The sequence below is a fragment of the Streptomyces sp. NPDC051563 genome, from assembly GCF_044454225.1.
GTDB lineage: Bacteria > Actinomycetota > Actinomycetes > Streptomycetales > Streptomycetaceae > Streptomyces.
In genome coordinates this window covers 1-15,961 of the sequence record NZ_JBITDL010000002.1, presented here as the reverse complement: position 1 = coordinate 15,961, position 15,961 = coordinate 1, and the positions used below count along the sequence as shown (strand labels likewise).

At 73.1% G+C, this 15,961-nt stretch carries 12 protein-coding genes; 9 read left to right on the top strand and 3 right to left on the bottom strand.

All coding sequences use genetic code 11. The features are described from left to right. Positions 1 to 63: 63 nt before the first annotated feature. Entirely contained in the window at positions 64 to 1,074 is a 1,011-nt protein-coding gene (locus ACIA8F_RS02215) for a polyprenyl synthetase family protein (protein WP_399376269.1), read from the bottom strand. Positions 1,075 to 1,275: 201 nt separating this feature from the next. Between ACIA8F_RS02215 and ACIA8F_RS02210 the strand changes: the two genes are divergently transcribed. Together ACIA8F_RS02210 and ACIA8F_RS02205 are read left to right on the top strand one after the other, a co-directional pair. Beyond that, a complete protein-coding gene (locus ACIA8F_RS02210) occupies positions 1,276 to 2,793 on the top strand; it encodes a peptide MFS transporter (RefSeq protein ID WP_399376268.1) in 1,518 nt (505 codons plus the stop codon). 98 nt (positions 2,794 to 2,891) lie between these two features. Then, entirely contained in the window at positions 2,892 to 4,901 is a 2,010-nt protein-coding gene (locus ACIA8F_RS02205; RefSeq protein ID WP_399376266.1) for a CocE/NonD family hydrolase, read from the top strand. A gap of 57 nt (positions 4,902 to 4,958) precedes the next feature. Here ACIA8F_RS02205 and ACIA8F_RS02200 read toward each other — a convergent pair whose 3' ends face one another. Further along, entirely contained in the window at positions 4,959 to 5,420 is a 462-nt protein-coding gene (locus ACIA8F_RS02200) for an RICIN domain-containing protein (RefSeq protein WP_399376265.1), read from the bottom strand. Between the two features lie 120 nt (positions 5,421 to 5,540). Then, a complete protein-coding gene (locus tag ACIA8F_RS02195; protein ID WP_399376264.1) occupies positions 5,541 to 6,350 on the bottom strand; it encodes an HAD family hydrolase in 810 nt (269 codons plus the stop codon). 138 nt (positions 6,351 to 6,488) lie between these two features. Between ACIA8F_RS02195 and fahA the strand changes: the two genes are divergently transcribed. The 7 genes from fahA (at position 6,489) to ACIA8F_RS02160 (ending at position 15,153) form a co-directional block, all read left to right on the top strand. Further along, entirely contained in the window at positions 6,489 to 7,718 is a 1,230-nt protein-coding gene (fahA, locus tag ACIA8F_RS02190; RefSeq protein WP_399376263.1) for a fumarylacetoacetase, read from the top strand. Positions 7,719 to 7,883: 165 nt separating this feature from the next. Further along, entirely contained in the window at positions 7,884 to 8,660 is a 777-nt protein-coding gene (locus ACIA8F_RS02185) for a GntR family transcriptional regulator (RefSeq protein ID WP_399376262.1), read from the top strand. Between the two features lie 44 nt (positions 8,661 to 8,704). Then, positions 8,705 to 8,932: a ferredoxin family protein gene (locus tag ACIA8F_RS02180; protein WP_030710222.1), complete on the top strand. Its 228-nt coding sequence runs from the start codon at positions 8,705 to 8,707 to the stop codon at positions 8,930 to 8,932. Between the two features lie 53 nt (positions 8,933 to 8,985). After that, positions 8,986 to 10,395: an ABC transporter substrate-binding protein gene (locus ACIA8F_RS02175; RefSeq protein ID WP_399376261.1), complete on the top strand. Its 1,410-nt coding sequence runs from the start codon at positions 8,986 to 8,988 to the stop codon at positions 10,393 to 10,395. Beyond that, positions 10,392 to 11,249, top strand: a complete 858-nt coding sequence (locus tag ACIA8F_RS02170; protein WP_399376260.1) for an ABC transporter permease — start codon at positions 10,392 to 10,394, stop codon at positions 11,247 to 11,249. The genes ACIA8F_RS02175 and ACIA8F_RS02170 overlap by 4 nt, the downstream gene beginning before the upstream one ends. A 483-nt stretch (positions 11,250 to 11,732) precedes the next feature. Continuing rightward, the gene (locus ACIA8F_RS02165; protein WP_399376259.1) at positions 11,733 to 12,473 is read left to right on the top strand and encodes an ABC transporter ATP-binding protein; all 741 of its coding nucleotides are present in this window, start codon (positions 11,733 to 11,735) and stop codon (positions 12,471 to 12,473) included. Positions 12,474 to 12,483: 10 nt separating this feature from the next. After that, complete coding sequence (locus tag ACIA8F_RS02160) at positions 12,484 to 15,153, top strand: fumarate reductase/succinate dehydrogenase flavoprotein subunit (RefSeq protein WP_399376258.1); 2,670 nt, start codon at positions 12,484 to 12,486, stop codon at positions 15,151 to 15,153. Positions 15,154 to 15,961: the final 808 nt, after the last annotated feature.

Sequence of the window (15,961 nt, the reverse complement as noted above, 5' to 3'; positions counted from 1 at the left end):
GTCCCGCTTCGGTCCCGCCTTCGGTCCCGCCTTCGGTCCCGCCTTCGGTTGCCGTGCCGCAGGTCAGCCCGCGCGGTGCACCACGGCGTCGCACAGCTCGACCAGCGCGGACTTCGCGAAGCAGTCGGGCAGCGGGGCCAGCGTGGCCCGCGCCTCCTCCGCGTACCGCACGGTGTCCCTGCGGGCCTGCTCCAGGGCCGGGTGGACCCGCAGCCGGGCGAGCACCTCGGCGTGCCGGGCGTCGTCCGTCAGGTCCCCGTCCAGGAGCCGTACGAGCTCCAGGTCCCCGGGGTCGCCGCCCTGGGCGGCCATCTCGCGCAGCCGCAGGACCGGCAGCGTCGGGATGCCCTCGCGCAGGTCGGTGCCGGGGGTCTTGCCGGACTCGTGCGAGTCGGAGGCGATGTCGAGGACGTCGTCGGCGAGCTGGAAGGCGGTGCCGAGCCGCTCGCCGTACTGGGTCAGGATGTCGACGACCGACTCGTCGGCGCCGGACATCATCGCGCCGAAGCGGCCGGAGACCGCGATGAGCGAGCCGGTCTTGCCGGCGATGACGTCGAGGTAGTGCTCGACGGGGTCGCGGCCGTCCCGCGGGCCCGCCGTCTCCAGGATCTGGCCCGTCACCAGCCGCTCGAAGGCCTCGGCCTGGACCCGTACGGCCTCGGGGCCGAGGTCCGCCAGGATGTGGGAGGCGCGGGCGAACAGGAAGTCACCCGTCAGGACGGCCACCGAGTTGCCCCAGCGGGCGTTGGAGCTCTCCACGCCGCGGCGCACGTCCGCTTCGTCCATGACGTCGTCGTGGTAGAGCGTCGCCAGGTGGGTGAGCTCCACGACCACGGCGGAGGGGACGATCCCGGGTGCGTAGGGATCGCCGAACCGGGACGCGAGCATCACCAGCAGCGGCCGGAAGCGCTTGCCTCCGGCGCGGACCAGGTGCTGTGCGGCCTCGGTGATGAAGGGGACTTCGCTCTTGGTGGCTTCCAGCAGACCCGCCTCGACGGCGGCCAGTCCGGCCTGGACATCGGTCTCAAGAGCCTGGTCCCGCACGCTCAGTCCGAACGGCCCGACGACGGTCACGAGGGGTACTCCTGTCTGCTGACGATCACCTTGACGATCACACGGATTGTCGATGTGTCGCTGCCATCACTCAAGCCAGCGTATCCGGTCTGTTTTCGATCACCCAGGGCACCCGTCCGGCCACGGGCACCCTACCGGCCGGGCGGCGCCCCATGCGCCCCGGTATGTTCTAGAGCAGCCGAAACAACCGGAGAATGCGTTTTGTCCAGAACTACTACCGATATAGACGACTCGTCCGACCCAGAGGCCGACCAGCCGCCGCCCGGCGACGACCACGCCTTCCTCGGACACCCGAGGGGCCTGGCCACGCTCTCCGGGCTGGAGGTCTGGGAGCGCTTCTCGTTCCTGGGCATGCAGGCCATCCTCGTCCTCTACTTCGCGGACGCGGTCGCCCACGGCGGCCTGGGCATGGACCCGGGCACCGCGGCCTCCGTCGCGGCGGCCTACGGGACCATGGTCTACCTCGTCTCCGTAGCCGGCGGGTGGCTCGCCGACCGGATCCTCGGTTCGTACCGCGCCGTGCTCTGGGGCGGCATCCTGATCGCCTGCGGCCACTACGCCATGGCCGTGCCGACCGCCGCGATGACCTGGGTGGGCCTCGGCCTGATCAGCGCCGGCACCGGCCTGCTGAAGCCGAACGTGGCCAGCATGGTCGGCAAGCTCTACAAGACGGACGACGACCGGCGCGACGCCGGCTTCGCCCTCTACTACATGGGCATCAACATCGGCGCCTTCGCCGGCCCCCTGATCACCGCCTGGCTCGGCGAGCACGAGGGCTGGCACTGGGGCTTCTCGGCCGCCGCCGTCGGCATGACCGCGGGCCTGATCCAGTACGTGCTCGGACGCCGCCACCTGGCGGGGCGCAAGCACTCCGCCGAGTTCGCGCTCGCGCCCGACGCGATGCGCGCGGCCGTGATCAAGATCATTTCCGGCATCCTGGTCTTCGCCGCCCTCGCCACCCTTCTGGCGGTACTGGGCTGGCTGACGATGGGCCGCTTCGTCGACCTGCTCACCCTGGTCTCGGTGATCGCGCCGATCGTCTACTTCGCGATCATGTTCCGCAGCGACCGGGTGACGCCCGCCGAACGGGGGCGCCTGCGCCCGTACGTGGTGCTCTTCCTGGCCTCGGTGGCCTTCAACTTCATCCTCTTCCAGGCGTACTCGACGATGATGCTGCTCGCCTCGACGAACGCCCGCACCGAGATCCTCGGCTTCACCTTCCCGGCCGGCTGGTACGCCTCCGCCCTCGGCGCCTTCGAGGTGCTGCTGGCCCCGGTCGTCGCCGCGCTGTGGGTCCGGATGGGCCGCCGGCAGCCGCACGCCTCCAACAAGATCGCCATCGGAGTGATCCTGGGCGGCCTGTCCTTCCTCCTGATGGTCATCCCGACCTCGGGGCACACGGGTGACACGTACAAGATGGCCGCCTGGTGGATCGTCGGCTCCTACCTGCTGCTCGGACTCGGCGACATCCTCCTCGAGACCTCCGGCATGTCGGCCACCACGAAGCTCGCCCCGAAGGCCTTCGCCAGCCAGACCATGGCCCTGTGGTTCCTGTCCCTGGCGCTGGCCAACGGCATCCAGGCCCAGGTGGTCAAGCTCTACGACCAGGTCTCCCACCCCGCGTACTTCGGCGTCAACGGCGCCATCGCGGTGGCGGTGGGGCTCGCGGTGATCGCAGCCGCACCGTGGCTCAAGCGCACGATGCACCCCGTCCACTGACCCCGGTTGTCCACTGACCCCGGTTGTCCACTGAGCCCCTTGTTCACTGACGCCCCTTGTTCACTGACCGCCCCCAGGCGATTGGCGAGAGAGCCTCGATGATCATCCGAACCGATTTCCCCTACGGGACCACCCACGAGGACGTCCGGATCCCCCTCCGGGACGGCACCGACCTGTACGCCCGCATCTGGCGCCCGGTCACCGACGAGCCCGTCCCCGCGCTCCTGGAGTACCTCCCGTACCGCCTCACCGACTGGACCGCCCCGCGCGACTGGCAGCGCCACCCCTGGTACGCGGGCCACGGCTACGCCTCCGTACGGGTCGACGTGCGCGGCCACGGCAACAGCGGCGGCGACCCGGGCGACGAGTACGACGCGCAGGAGCTCGCCGACGGCGTCGAGGTCGTCGAATGGCTGGCGGCCCAGCCCTGGTGCACGGGCGCGGTCGGCATGTTCGGCATCTCCTGGGGCGGCTTCAACAGCCTCCAGATCGCCGCCCTCGCCCCCGAACCCCTCAAGGCCGTCGTCACGGTCTGCTCCACGGACGACCGCTTCGACAACGACGTCCACTACATGGGCGGCTCCCTCCTCGCCGTCGACATGCACGCGTGGGCGGCGACCATGCTCGCCTTCGCCTCCCGCCCCCCGGACCCGCTCTACGCGGGCGAGGCCTGGCGCGACCAGTGGCTGTCGCGCCTCGGCGCCGTGGAGCCCCTCGTCCACACCTGGCTCTCCCACCAGACCCGCGACGCGTACTGGCGCCACGGCTCCGTCTGCGAGGACTACTCCGCGATCGGCGCGGCCGTCCTGGCCGTCGGCGGCTGGCACGACCCGTACCGCGACACCGTGCTCCGCCTGGTCTCGGCCCTGCCCGCCGACCGGGTCCGCGGCCTGATCGGCCCCTGGTCGCACCAGTACCCCGACCGCGGGCTGCCCCCGGGCCCCGCGATCGGCTTCCTCCAGGAGACCCTGCGCTGGTGGGACCACTGGCTCAAGGGCAAGGACACCGGGGTCATGTCCGAACCCCTGCTCCGCTCCTGGATCTCCGAGTCCCACCCGCCCGCGACCAGCTACCCGACCCTGCCGGGCCGCTGGGTCGGCGACCCGTCCTGGCCCTCGCCGAACGTGGCCCCCGTCACCTACGCCTTCCAGGGCGCCCCGGTGATCGTCGCCTCCCCGCAGCACACGGGCCTGGACGCCGGCCGCTTCTTCCCCTTCGGCAACGACGCCGACCTGCCTCCGGACCAGCGCGAGGAGGACGCGAAGTCGGCCTGCTTCGAGTTCCCCGTCGCGGACGCCTCCGGCCCGGTGGAGATCCTGGGCCGCCCGGTGGTCCGCCTGCGCCTGCGGATGGACGTCCCGTACGGCCAGGTCGTGGCCCGCCTCTGCGACGTCGCCCCCGACGGCTCCTCCACCCTGGTCACCCGCGGCGCGCTCAACCTCTCCGCCCGGCAGGGCCGGGACAAAGCGGTCCCGTGGCCGGTGGGCTCGTACGAGGACGTGGCCTTCGAGCTGAACGGCATCGGCCACTCCTTCCCGCCCGGCCACCGCATCCGCGTCGCCCTGTCCTCCGCCTACTGGCCGTGGATCTGGCCCCGCGCCGGCTCGGAGGCGGGCTGGACCCTCGACCCGGCGGGCAGCGCGGTGGAACTCCCGATCCGCGATCCGTCCGCCGACGGCGCCGACCCGATCCTCTTCGAGGCCCCGGAACAGTCGCAGCCGCTGGGCGTCTCGTACCCGGAGACCCTGGACGCCCCCCGCCCGGAACGCCTGGTCGTACGGGACGTCGCCCGCGGCCTGTGGCGCCTGGAGGTCGACCCGCGCTACGGGGGCACCCGGGTCTACCCCGACGGCCTGGAATTCAGCGAGGACGCCCTGGAGATCTACGAGATCCAGGAGTCGGACCCCTTGTCCGCCCGCACCCACTCCGCCTGGACGGTCCGCCTGCACCGCCCGGAGCTGGGCTGGGACGTCTCGGTGGTGACCCGCTCGGAGATCACCTGCGACGAGGGCGGCTTCCTGACGTCGAACGAGGTCGTCTGCCGCGAGGCCGACGAGGTCCTCTTCCACCGCACGTGGGAACGCCGCCTGCCGCGGTCGGCGGTGTAGCCGGCCCGGGCCCCGGGGCCGGCCGCCCGGGGGCCCGGCACTCCGCGGGCGGCGGGATCACAAACCGTTGATGACGTCCCACCGCTGCGAGGCGCCTCCGGTGCACGTCGCGGCGTTGACGCGGTCGTTCGCCGTCCGCGCGAGACAGGTGTGGCTCACCTTGTTTTTGATCAGCGCACCGGCGGTCGACGTGTCGTCGATGGCCCACAGCGCCGCCTGGTCGGCGGCGGAACAGGCCTTCATGGTCGGCTGGCCGTTGCGCAGCGTGAGACACAGCTTGGTCGCCCGCTGCCGCATGGCGGTGTACGCGATCTCGTTGTCCCAGTACCAGACCTGGTAGGCCTCGTAGTTGCACGTCGTGATGTACGGACCGAAGTCGGCCCGGAAGTCCAGGCACTTCTCGGGCACGGACCGGTCCTGGAACGCGGAGCTCGACGGCGACGCGCTCGCCGGTGCACTGCTCAGACCCACCGCGACCACCACGCCCACACCGACAGCGGCCAGTTTCCTCACCAACACGACAGCCTCCTCCGCCTCGGCGCGCGTCGCCGAGCGCACACCGAGTGTGGGCACGGCGGACCCGGGAGCGGTAGTACGCCTCAGCGCGGGACGGCGTTCCCCGGCAGCGGCGCCGTGCGGTTACCCGAACAACCGCTCCAGCACCACCGCGATGCCGTCCGCCTCGTTCGAGAGAGTGACCTCGTCCGCGACGGCGAGGAGTTCGCGGTGGGCGCCGGCCATCGCGACCCCGTGGCCCGACCATTCGAACATCGGGACGTCGTTCGGCATGTCGCCGAAGGCGATCGTCTCCGGGCCCGTCACACCGAGGAGTTCCGCCGCCACCGCGAGGCCGCTCGCCTTGTCGATGCCCAGGGGCTGGAGCTCCACCGTGTGCTCCCCCGCCATGGTGACGTTGACCAGGTCCCCGGCCACGCTCCGGGCCACGGCCGTCAGCTCGTCGTCCGACAGGCGGGCGTGCTGGAGGAGGACCTTGTTGATCGGGGAGGCCCACAGGTCGGACCGCCGGGCCACCGCCACCACCGGCAGGTGCGGATGCCACATCCGGTAGCCGGGACCCATCAGCATCTCCGCGTCGAGGCCCTCCTGGTTGACGGCCGCGAAGACCTCGCCGACCTCCGCCTCGATCTTCCCGAGGGCGACTTCCGCCAGCTCCCGGTCCAGGGGAACGGAGTGCAGCATCCGCCCGGCGCCCGCGTCGTAGACCTGCGCTCCCTGCCCGCACACCGCGAGGCCCGTGTAGCCGAGGCCGTCCAGGACGTGCCGGACCTGCGGGACGGGGCGGCCCGTCACGATGATGTGCCGGGCTCCGGCCGCGCGGGCGGTGGCGAGAGCGGCGTAGGAACGGGCCGAGACGGTGTCTCCGGCGCGCAGCAGAGTCCCGTCCAGGTCGGTGGCCACGAGTGCATAGGGGAGGGGGGCGGAAGTCACGTGTCAAGGATACGGACCCTGGCGGACAAGTCTTACAAATACCGCAAATACGGTCTCCCCTGCGCACCACCATCCGCATAACCTGTCAACCAGCCCCCGGGACACCCCCGGGCCGCGTCGAAAGCGAGGCAGCACCCCATGCCCCAGCAGAGCCCCCTCGACCTCCCCGAGGGCGACCCGTTCGGGCCGCACAACCTCCCCTACGGCGTGTTCTCCACCGCCGGCGGCGGCGAGGACCGGCGCCGGATCGGTGTCCGCATCGGCGGGTACGTGCTCGACGCCGGGGCGGCCGCGGCCGCGCTCGGGTCCCCGTACGCCGGACTGCTCGGGCAGCCCTCCCTCAACCCGCTGCTCGCCGCGGGCCGCACCGCCTGGAAGGACGTGCGCCGCGCGCTGACCGCCTGGGTCACCGACCCCGGCCACCGGCCGTCCGTGGAGCCGCACCTGCTGCCCCTCGAAGACGTCACGCTGCACCTGCCGTACGAGGTCGCCGACTACGTCGACTTCTACGCGAGCGAGCACCACGCCACGAACGTCGGCAAGATCTTCCGGCCGGACGGGGACGCACTGACCCCCAACTGGAAGCACCTGCCCATCGGTTACCACGGCCGGGCGGGAACCGTCGTGGTGAGCGGCACCGACGTCGTCCGCCCGAGCGGCCAGCGCAAGGCGCCCGCCGACCCCGCGCCCGTCTTCGGGCCGTCCGTGAAGCTCGACATCGAGGCCGAGGTCGGCTTCGTCGTCGGCACCCCCTCGGAGCAGGGCCGTCCCGTGGCCCTCGGCGACTTCGAGGAGCACGTCTTCGGGCTGTTCCTGCTCAACGACTGGTCCGCGCGCGACATCCAGGCCTGGGAGTACGTGCCGCTCGGCCCGTTCCTCGGCAAGTCCTTCGCCACCTCCGTCTCCGCCTGGGTCACCCCGCTGGAGGCCCTGGACGCGGCTCGCGTCGCCCCGCCGGCCCGGGACTTCCCGCTCCTGCCCTACCTCGACGACTCCGGCGCGGACCGCCCCGGCGGCTTCGACCTGCGGATCACGGTCTCGATCAACGGGCAGGAGGTGGCGCAGCCGCCGTTCGCTTCGATGTACTGGACCGCCGCCCAGCAGCTCGCCCACATGACCGTCAACGGCGCCTCCCTGCGCACCGGCGACGTGTACGGCTCGGGGACGGTGAGCGGCCCGGAGACCGGCCAGCGCGGCTCACTGCTGGAGCTCACCTGGAACGGCCGCGACGCCATCGAGCTCGCCGACGGCAAGCGCACCTTCCTGGAGGACGGGGACACCGTCACGCTCACCGCGTGGGCACCGGGCGCCGACGGCACCCGCGTGGGCCTGGGCGAGGTCGCCGGCCGCATCGTGGGCACTGCGTAGTCGGACGGATCAGCGTCCGCTCCTCGGGACGACCGCTGACGGCGGGGTGGCGGATCCTTCCGCTGCCCCGCCGTTCGCGCAGGTCACGGCCGTACGCCGGCACCCGCGGGTGGCGCAACACTGCGGCAACACCACCGCCCCGGCCCCCTCGGTATGTTCCGTGCCATGCCAGCCGAACGCACCCGCGAACACACCGTCCCGGTCGCCGCCGCGCGCCGCCGGCGGCTGCGCGCGGACCGGGCGCGACAGCTCGCCGACCTGCTGCGCCACCAGATCCTGGCGGGCGGCTACCCCACCGGCGTCCTCCCCCTGGAGGACACCCTCGCCGCCGACTACGGCGCCGGACGCAACACCGTGCGCCAGGCCCTCGACCTGCTGCGCGGCGAGCAGCTCGTCGAACGCCGCCCCGGCGTCGGCACCGTCATCGTCTGCGCCAAGTACCCGCACGCCCTCGACCGCCTCCAGGGCCTGGCCGAAACCCTCCACGCACACGGCCGCGTCACCAACGAGGTCCGCACCGTCGGCCCCGTCCGCGCCCCGGCCCCCGTGGCCGCCCGGCTGCGCCTGCCCGAGCACTCCGACGTGCTCTACATCGAGCGGCTGCGCCGCCTGGACGGGCTGCCGCTCTCCCTCGACCTCACGTACGTCCCGCTGGACATCGGCGCCGACCTGATCGGCTGCGATCTGGAGAACACCGACGTCTTCCGGCTCCTGGAGTCCCTGACCGGGCAGCCGCTGGGCCACGCCGAGATCACCCTCGAAGCCGTCAACGCCGACGCACACTCCGCCGCCGTCCTGCAGGCCCCGCGCGGAGCCGCCGTCCTGATGCTGGAGCGCCTCACCCACCTCGGCGACGGCCGGCCCGTGGACCTGGAGTTCATCCGCTTCCGCGGCGACCGGATCACCATGAGCGGGCTGCTGCACCGCACCACCACCGCGTAGCGAGCCCTCGTAGACCCCTCATCCCCACCTTCCTGGAGACAGCCATGCCTCTGGTCCCCCAGCGCGGCGACGTGCCCGTGACCATCGACGAGTCCCTGTGCATCGACGGCTGCACCCTCTGCGTCGACATGTGTCCGCTCGACTCGCTCGCGATCCGCGAGGACAACGGCAAGGCCTACATGCACGTGGACGAGTGCTGGTACTGCGGCCCGTGCGCCGCCCGCTGCCCCACCGGCGCGGTGACCGTCAACATGCCCTACCTGCTCCGGTGAAAGGCCGCCCGCTCCCGATGCGTACGAAGATCCATACGAAGGTGCGTACGAAAATGCGTACGAGGATGCGCGCGAAGGCCCTCGCCCCCGTCCTCCTGCTGGGCCTCCCGCTGGCCACGGCGTGCGGCGCCGCCTCCGGTGCGGACGGCGGGTCCAGGACGGTCACGGTGACCGTCGGCTACCAGTCCAAGACCATCAACACCGTGACCGCCGGTACGCTCCTGCGCTCCCTCGGATACTTCGAGCAGGAGCTCGCGGCGCGCGGCAAGAAGGACGGGGTCACCTACAAGGTCGACTGGCAGGACTACGCCACCGGCGCCCCGATCACTGCCCAGATGACCGCCGGGAAGATCGACATCGGCTCGATGGGCGATTTCCCCCTCCTCATCAACGCGGCGCGCGGCAAGGAACTGAAGCAGCCCACCCGCCTCGTGTCCGTCACCGGATACAACCTGCGCGGCGGCCTCAACACCGTGGTCACCGCGACCGGTTCGAAGCTGGGGTCCCTCGCGGACCTGAAGGGCAAGAAGGTCTCCACCTCGGTCGGCTCGGCCGCCGACGGGACCCTCGTACGAGCCCTGCAACGGGCCGGCATCGATCCCGAGAAGGGCATCGAGAAGCTCAACCAACAGCCCAGCGTGGGCGCTTCCGCCCTCCAGGCGGGCAGCGTCGACGCCCTGTCACAGTTCGTCGCCTGGCCCGGACAACTGGCCTTCGAGGGACGGGCCACGGCCCTGTACGACGGGGCCGAGCTGAACCTGCCGACCTTTCACGGGGTCACGGTCCGCGAGAAGTTCGCGGCCGAACGCCCCACGGTACTGGACGACTTCCTGCGGGCCCAGCGCAAGGCGACCGCGTACCTGCGCACCCAGCCGGTCGTCGCGGCCGAGGCCGTGGCCAAGGAGACCGGGCTGCCGGCGGAGGTCGTGTACCTCTACAACGGGGCCAACGGCATCGCGACCTTCGACCCGGCGCTGCGGCCCGAGCTGCTGGCGGCGCTGAAGGAGGACGTGCCCGTCCTCAAGGCGGCGAAGCTGGTGGACTCCGTCGACGTGGACGCCTTCGTGGACCCCGCGCCGCTGGCGCGCGCCGCGGTGGGCTCCGGGGCGGGCTCCGGGGCGGGCTCGGAGTTCCCGGCGGCCGCGCCGGCCCGGCCGGAGCTGTGGCTGAAGGAGGGCAACCGCACGCAGAGCTTCGACACCCCGGCGGCCCTGCTGAAGGCGCTCGCGGCGGCGGGCCCGGGCGGGGTCCGGGCAGCCTACGTCCCCGACGCGGTGACGGGCACGCCGTGGTTCGCCGACAAGGCGGTCTGGGTGGCGGAGGGCTCCGAACTGCGGGCATTCGTGACCCCGTCGGGCGCGAAGGCGTACGCCGATCAGCATGCGGGGTCCGGAGCACGGATCGTCTCCTTCGCCGAAGCCTCGGCCGCGGCCTCGGCCTCGGCCGGAGCCCTCGCGTCATGACGGCCCGCCGTCGGCTGCTGCGGCTGGCCTCGCTCGCCGCGGCCCTGGTCGCCTGGCAGCTGCTCACCTCCCTCGACGTCAACCTCTGGCTCCGCTTCGAGCAGTTCCCGACGGTGGGCGAGGTGGCCTCGACCTTCGCGGACCGGGCGACGACCGGCCCCTACTGGCAGGACCTCGGCTTCAGCCTGCGGCGCATCGTGACGGGCTTCGCGCTGGCGGCCGTCCTGGGGGTGGCGGCGGGCACGGCGATCGCCCGCTCCCGGCTCGCGGCGGACCTGCTGGGGCCCCTCTTCGAAGTCCTGCGGCCGATCCCGGCGATCGCGCTGGTGCCGGTGGCGATCCTGCTCTTCCCGTCCAACGAGCAGGGGATCGTCTTCATCACCTGCGCGGCGGCGTTCTTCCCGGTGCTCGTCTCGACGCGGCACGCGGTGTCCGCGCTGGCCCCGGTGTGGGAGGAGGCCGTCCTGACGATGGGCGGCAGCCGCGGCCGGATCCTCTTCTCGGTGGTCCTCCCCGGGGCCCTCCCCGGGATCTTCGGGGGGCTGTCGGTGGGCATCGGGGTGTCGTGGATCTGCGTGATCTCCGCGGAGATGATCTCGGGTGAGTACGGGGTCGGCTACCGGACCTGGCAGGACTACACGGTCGTGGACTACCGCGGGGTCTTCGTCGGCATGGCCACGATCGGCGCCCTGGGCTGGCTCACGTCGACGGCCGTCGAACGCACGGGCCGCCACCTGACGCGGTGGCTCCCGTCCCGTGCGGCACCGTTGCCGGGGACCAGTCCCCGGACCCCTGCGCCTCAAACGCCGGCGGGGCTGGGTTTTGGCCGGCGGCGGCCGGTGCGTGACGGGTAGGCCCGGGGGCGTGCTGGCTGCGGGGGGTGGGGCGGTGCCGGGGGCGGGGTGGGGTGTCGGTCTGGACTGCATGATTTAGGCGCCCTGCCCCGTACGTTCGACAGTTGTGGCTTCCCCACGCGCCACAAATCACGCTCTCTACGTCCAGACCAACACCCCACCCCGCCCCCGTCCCCGCCCCACCGGCCTCCGGCCCCGGTCACGTCCAGCCTCGCCGGCGTTTGAGCCCCGGGGTCGTTTCAGCCGTCCGGCGTTTGAGGACCGGGGTCTGGGGCGGAGCCCCAGGGGGTCCGGGCGCAGCCCGGGGCCCCCTTCAGCCTCGCCGGCGTTTGAGGCGCGGGTCCGGGCAGAGCCCGGGGAACGGGCGAAGGGCGGGTAGGGGACTCCGCCCCGCAGGGCCCGCCCACCCGCGCAGCCCGGACACCGGGCCCGGAACCGGACCGGGGCCTCCCGACCACCACACCCGCAGCCAGAGGAAGGGCCATGGCCACAGAAACGCTCAGCCCCGCTCCACCCACCGGCGCCGCCCTCCGTCTGGAGGGTGTCCGTCTGGGCCGCCCCGCATCCCCGCCGCTCCTCGACGGCGTCGGACTCGCCGTCGCCCCCGGCGAGGTGCTCACCGTCGTCGGGCCCTCCGGCTGCGGCAAGTCCACCCTGCTGCGCACCCTCGCCGGGCTGCTGCCCCCGCTCGCGGGAGCGGTGACCCAGGACGGGGCCCCGGTGACGGGCCCGCACGCCGACCGGGCCCTGGTGTTCCAGGACGACGCGCTGCTCCCCTGGCGCACGGTCCGTGCCAACGTCGAACTGCCCCTCGCCATCCGCAGGACGCCCCGCGCGGACCGCTGCCGCATCGCCACCGACTGGCTGGCCCGCGTAGGCCTGGCCGACCACGCGCACAAGCATCCGCACCAGCTCAGCGGCGGCCAGCGCCAGCGCGTCCAGCTGGCCCGCGCCCTCGCGGCCGCGCCCCGCGCCGTCCTCATGGACGAACCCTTCGGCGCGCTCGACGCCCAGACCCGCGCCGAGATGCAGGACCTGCTCGTCACCGTCCTCGCCGGTACCGGCGCCACCGTCGTCTTCGTCACCCACGACGTGGACGAGGCCCTGCATCTCGGCGACCGCGTCGCGCTCCTCGCCACCGGCGAGCTGATCGACGTACCGCATCCGCGCTCGCGTACGGCGGACCGTTCCGCACTGCGCCGCCGCATCCTCGACTCTCTCTGAAAGGCCCCCCATGGACCTCCCCGCGATCGCCGACGCCGAGGAACTGACCTGCGACGTCCTCGTCATCGGCGGCGGCACCGCCGGCACGATGGCGGCGCTGACCGCCGCCGAGGCCGGCGCGCGGGTGCTGCTCATGGAGAAGGCGCACGTACGGCATTCCGGCGCCCTCGCCATGGGCATGGACGGGGTCAACAACGCCGTCATCCCGGGCCGCGCCGAGCCCGACGACTACGTCGCCGAGATCACCCGGGCCAACGACGGGATCGTCGACCAGTCCACGGTCCGCCAGACGGCGACCCGCGGATTCGGCATGGTGCAGCGCCTGGAGTCGTACGGGGTGAAGTTCGAGAAGGACGAGCACGGCGAGTACGCGGTCCGCCAGGTCCACCGATCCGGTTCGTACGTGCTGCCCATGCCGGAGGGCAAGGACGTCAAGAAGGTGCTGTACCGGCAGCTGCGCCGCCGTGAGATGCGCGAGCTGATCCGCATCGAGAACCGGGTCATGCCGGTCCGCGTCCTGACCTCCCCCGAGGACGGCCGGGCGATCGGCGCGGCGGCCTTCAATACCCGTACCGGCGCCTTCGTGACCGTGCGGGCCGGGGCCGTCATCCTCGCGACCGGACCGTGCGGACGTCTCGGACTGCCCGCCTCCGGCTACCTCTACGGGACGTACGAGAACCCCACCAACGCCGGTGACGGGTACGCGATGGCCTACCACGCGGGCGCCGCGCTCACCGGCATCGAGTGCTTCCAGATCAACCCGTTGATCAAGGACTACAACGGCCCGGCCTGCGCCTACGTCGCGAACCCCTTTGGCGGCTACCAGGTCAACCGGCACGGCGAGCGGTTCGTCGACTCCGACTATTGGTCGGGGCAGATGATGTCGGAGTTCGCCGCCGAACTCGCCTCCGACCGCGGCCCGGTGTACCTCAAGCTCAGCCACCTGCCCGAGGAGACCGTCGCCGCCGTCGAATCGATCCTGCACACCACCGAACGGCCGACGCGCGGCACCTTCCACGCGAACCGGGGCCACGACTACCGCACGCACGACATCGAGATGCACATCTCGGAGATCGGCCTGTGCGGCGGCCACTCGGCCTCCGGCGTCCGCGTCGACGACCACGCCCGCACCACCGTGCCCCGGCTGTACGCGGCCGGGGACCTGGCCTCGGTACCGCACAACTACATGATCGGCGCCTTCGTCTTCGGCGACCTGGCGGGCGCGGACGCCGCGCAGTACCGGCCGTACGAAGGGGAGTTGCCGGCCGATCAGCTCACCAGCGCCCACGAACTGATCTACCGGCCCCTCCGCCACCCGGACGGGCCGCCGCAGCCGCAGGTCGAGTACAAGCTGCGGCGGTTCGTGAACGACTACGTGGCCCCGCCCAAGACCGGCGCGAAGCTGTCGCTCGCCGTGGAGGCCTTCACCCGGATGGAGCGGGAGATCGGCGAGATGGGCGCCACCACCCCGCACGAGCTGATGCGCTGCGCGGAGGTCTCCTTCATCCGGGACTGCGCGGAGATGGCCGCCCGGGCCTCGCTCGCCCGGACCGAGTCCCGCTGGGGCCTCTACCACGAGCGGCTCGACCACCCCGAGCGCGATGACGCGGGCTGGCTGCACCACCTGGACCTGCGCAAGTCCCCCTCGGGGGCGATGGAGTTCACGGCGCGACCGGTCGACCCCTACCTCGTCCCCGTCCCGGAGTTCACCCCGACGGGCGGGCCCTCCCGGCACCTGGGCGAGGTCGAACTGGTCGGCGTGGCCCTGGCCGGAGGCCGGGCGGCGGCCCCCGCCCCGGCCGGCCGGGACACCGCAGCCGGGCCCGGCTCGCCCCGGATCCTCGAACTCCTCTCCCTGGCGGAGGAAGCCCCCGGCCTGGCCGCCCTCCTCCCCTACCTCGACGACCCCGACCCGGCGGTCCGCGCCACGGCGGTGGCGGTGCTCGGCGAAACCGCCCCGTCGGGGGCCGGTCCCGCCCTCGGGGCGCGGCTCGCCGACCCCGACCCGGCGGTGCGCGCGGCCGCGGCCGCCTCGCTGCGCGAACTGCTGGAGGTGCTCCCGCCCGAACCCGCCCTGGGGGCTGCCCTGCGGGCGGGCCTCGCGGTGGCGGATCCGGCGGTCCGCTCGGCGGCGCTCGAAGCCCTACGGGTCCTGCGGCTCGGGGAACCCGGCCTGTACGAGCAGTCCCTGCGGGACACCGACGTGGACGTCCGCATCCAGGCGGTCCGGGCGCTGGTCTCGGTGGACGCGGCGGCTGCGCTGGCCGGCGCCACCGGCGACTCCTCCCGGGAGGTCCGGGTCGCCGTCGCCAAGGCCCTCGGCACCCTGCGCGCGGGCTCCGCCCTGCCCCCGCTCCTGTCCGACCCCGACCCCCTGGTCCGCGCGGCCGCACTCGCGGCAGTGGCCCTGACCGGCGGCCACGCGGCGCGGGCCGTCTCCGCCCTCTCCGACCCGGCCTGGCAGGTCCGCGCCGGGGCCGCCACCGGGCTGTCCTCGGCCCCTCCCGCGGTGGCGGTGCCGCCCCTGTCCCTCGCGCTGTCCGACCCGAACGCGGACGTCCGCAAGGCCGCGGTCCTCGCCCTGCGCGGGCACCGCCCCGACCCGTCGGCCCTGGCGGCCCTCACCACGGCCGCCACCGACCCCGACGCAGACGTCCGCGCCTACGCCACCCGCCCGTAGCCCCACCACACGAGGCGAAGCCCCCGCAGCCCCCTTCACCCCTGCACGGAGCAAGTCCCCCGCAGCCCCCTTCACCGCTGCGCGGGGCAAGTCCCCCGCAGCCCCCTTCACCGCTGCGCGGGGCGGAGTCCCCTACCCGCCCTTCCACCGTTCCCAGGGCCAGCCCTGACCCGGCCCTCAAACGCCGGCCGGGCTGAAAGCGGGGCCCCGGGCTGCGCCCGGACCCCCTGGGGCTCCGCCCCAGACCCCGCGCCTCAAACGCCGGCGAGGCTGAATTTGGCGCAGCCCCACCGTGAACGGGAAACCAGGCTGCGCCCAAACCCCCGGGGCTCCGCCCCGGACCCCGGTCCTCAAACGCCGGACTGCTGAAAAGACAAACCCTGGCCGGGACCGAAGACCACCCACCCGGGGTCGACATCCACCCAACGGGCGCCATGACCCAACCAGCCGGGGCCACGGCCCACCCGGGCCTGGGTCTGCACCCCCCGCCCGGACCGGATGCCCCTGCCCGGACCGGATGCCCCCCGCCCGGGGTCGGCGGCTGCGGACGGCAGGGGCGGGGACGGGGGCGGGGTGGGGTGTTGGCCTGGACGTAGAGCGTGATTTGTGGCGCGTGGGAAAGCCAAAACTGTCGAAAGTCGGGGACAGGGCGCCTAAATCATGCAGTCCAGGCCAACACCCCCCCCCCCCCCCCCCCCCCCCCCCCCCCCCCCCCCCCCCCCCCCCCCCCCCCCCCCCCCCCCCCCCCCCCCCCGGGGGGGGCCCCGGGGCCGGGGCGCCGGCCCCCCCGGGGGGCCCCCCCCCCCCC

What these genes read in the sequence shown, in the direction of transcription:
- ACIA8F_RS02185 (WP_399376262.1), top strand. Translation starts at nt 7,884, where the DNA reads ATGCCAGCCGAACGCACCCGCGAACACACCGTCCCGGTCGCCGCCGCG.
- ACIA8F_RS02160 (WP_399376258.1), top strand. Translation starts at nt 12,484, where the DNA reads ATGGACCTCCCCGCGATCGCCGACGCCGAGGAACTGACCTGCGACGTC.
- fahA (WP_399376263.1), top strand. Translation starts at nt 6,489, where the DNA reads ATGCCCCAGCAGAGCCCCCTCGACCTCCCCGAGGGCGACCCGTTCGGG.
- ACIA8F_RS02165 (WP_399376259.1), top strand. Translation starts at nt 11,733, where the DNA reads ATGGCCACAGAAACGCTCAGCCCCGCTCCACCCACCGGCGCCGCCCTC.
- ACIA8F_RS02170 (WP_399376260.1), top strand. Translation starts at nt 10,392, where the DNA reads ATGACGGCCCGCCGTCGGCTGCTGCGGCTGGCCTCGCTCGCCGCGGCC.
- ACIA8F_RS02205 (WP_399376266.1), top strand. Translation starts at nt 2,892, where the DNA reads ATGATCATCCGAACCGATTTCCCCTACGGGACCACCCACGAGGACGTC.
- ACIA8F_RS02180 (WP_030710222.1), top strand. Translation starts at nt 8,705, where the DNA reads ATGCCTCTGGTCCCCCAGCGCGGCGACGTGCCCGTGACCATCGACGAG.
- ACIA8F_RS02175 (WP_399376261.1), top strand. Translation starts at nt 8,986, where the DNA reads ATGCGTACGAGGATGCGCGCGAAGGCCCTCGCCCCCGTCCTCCTGCTG.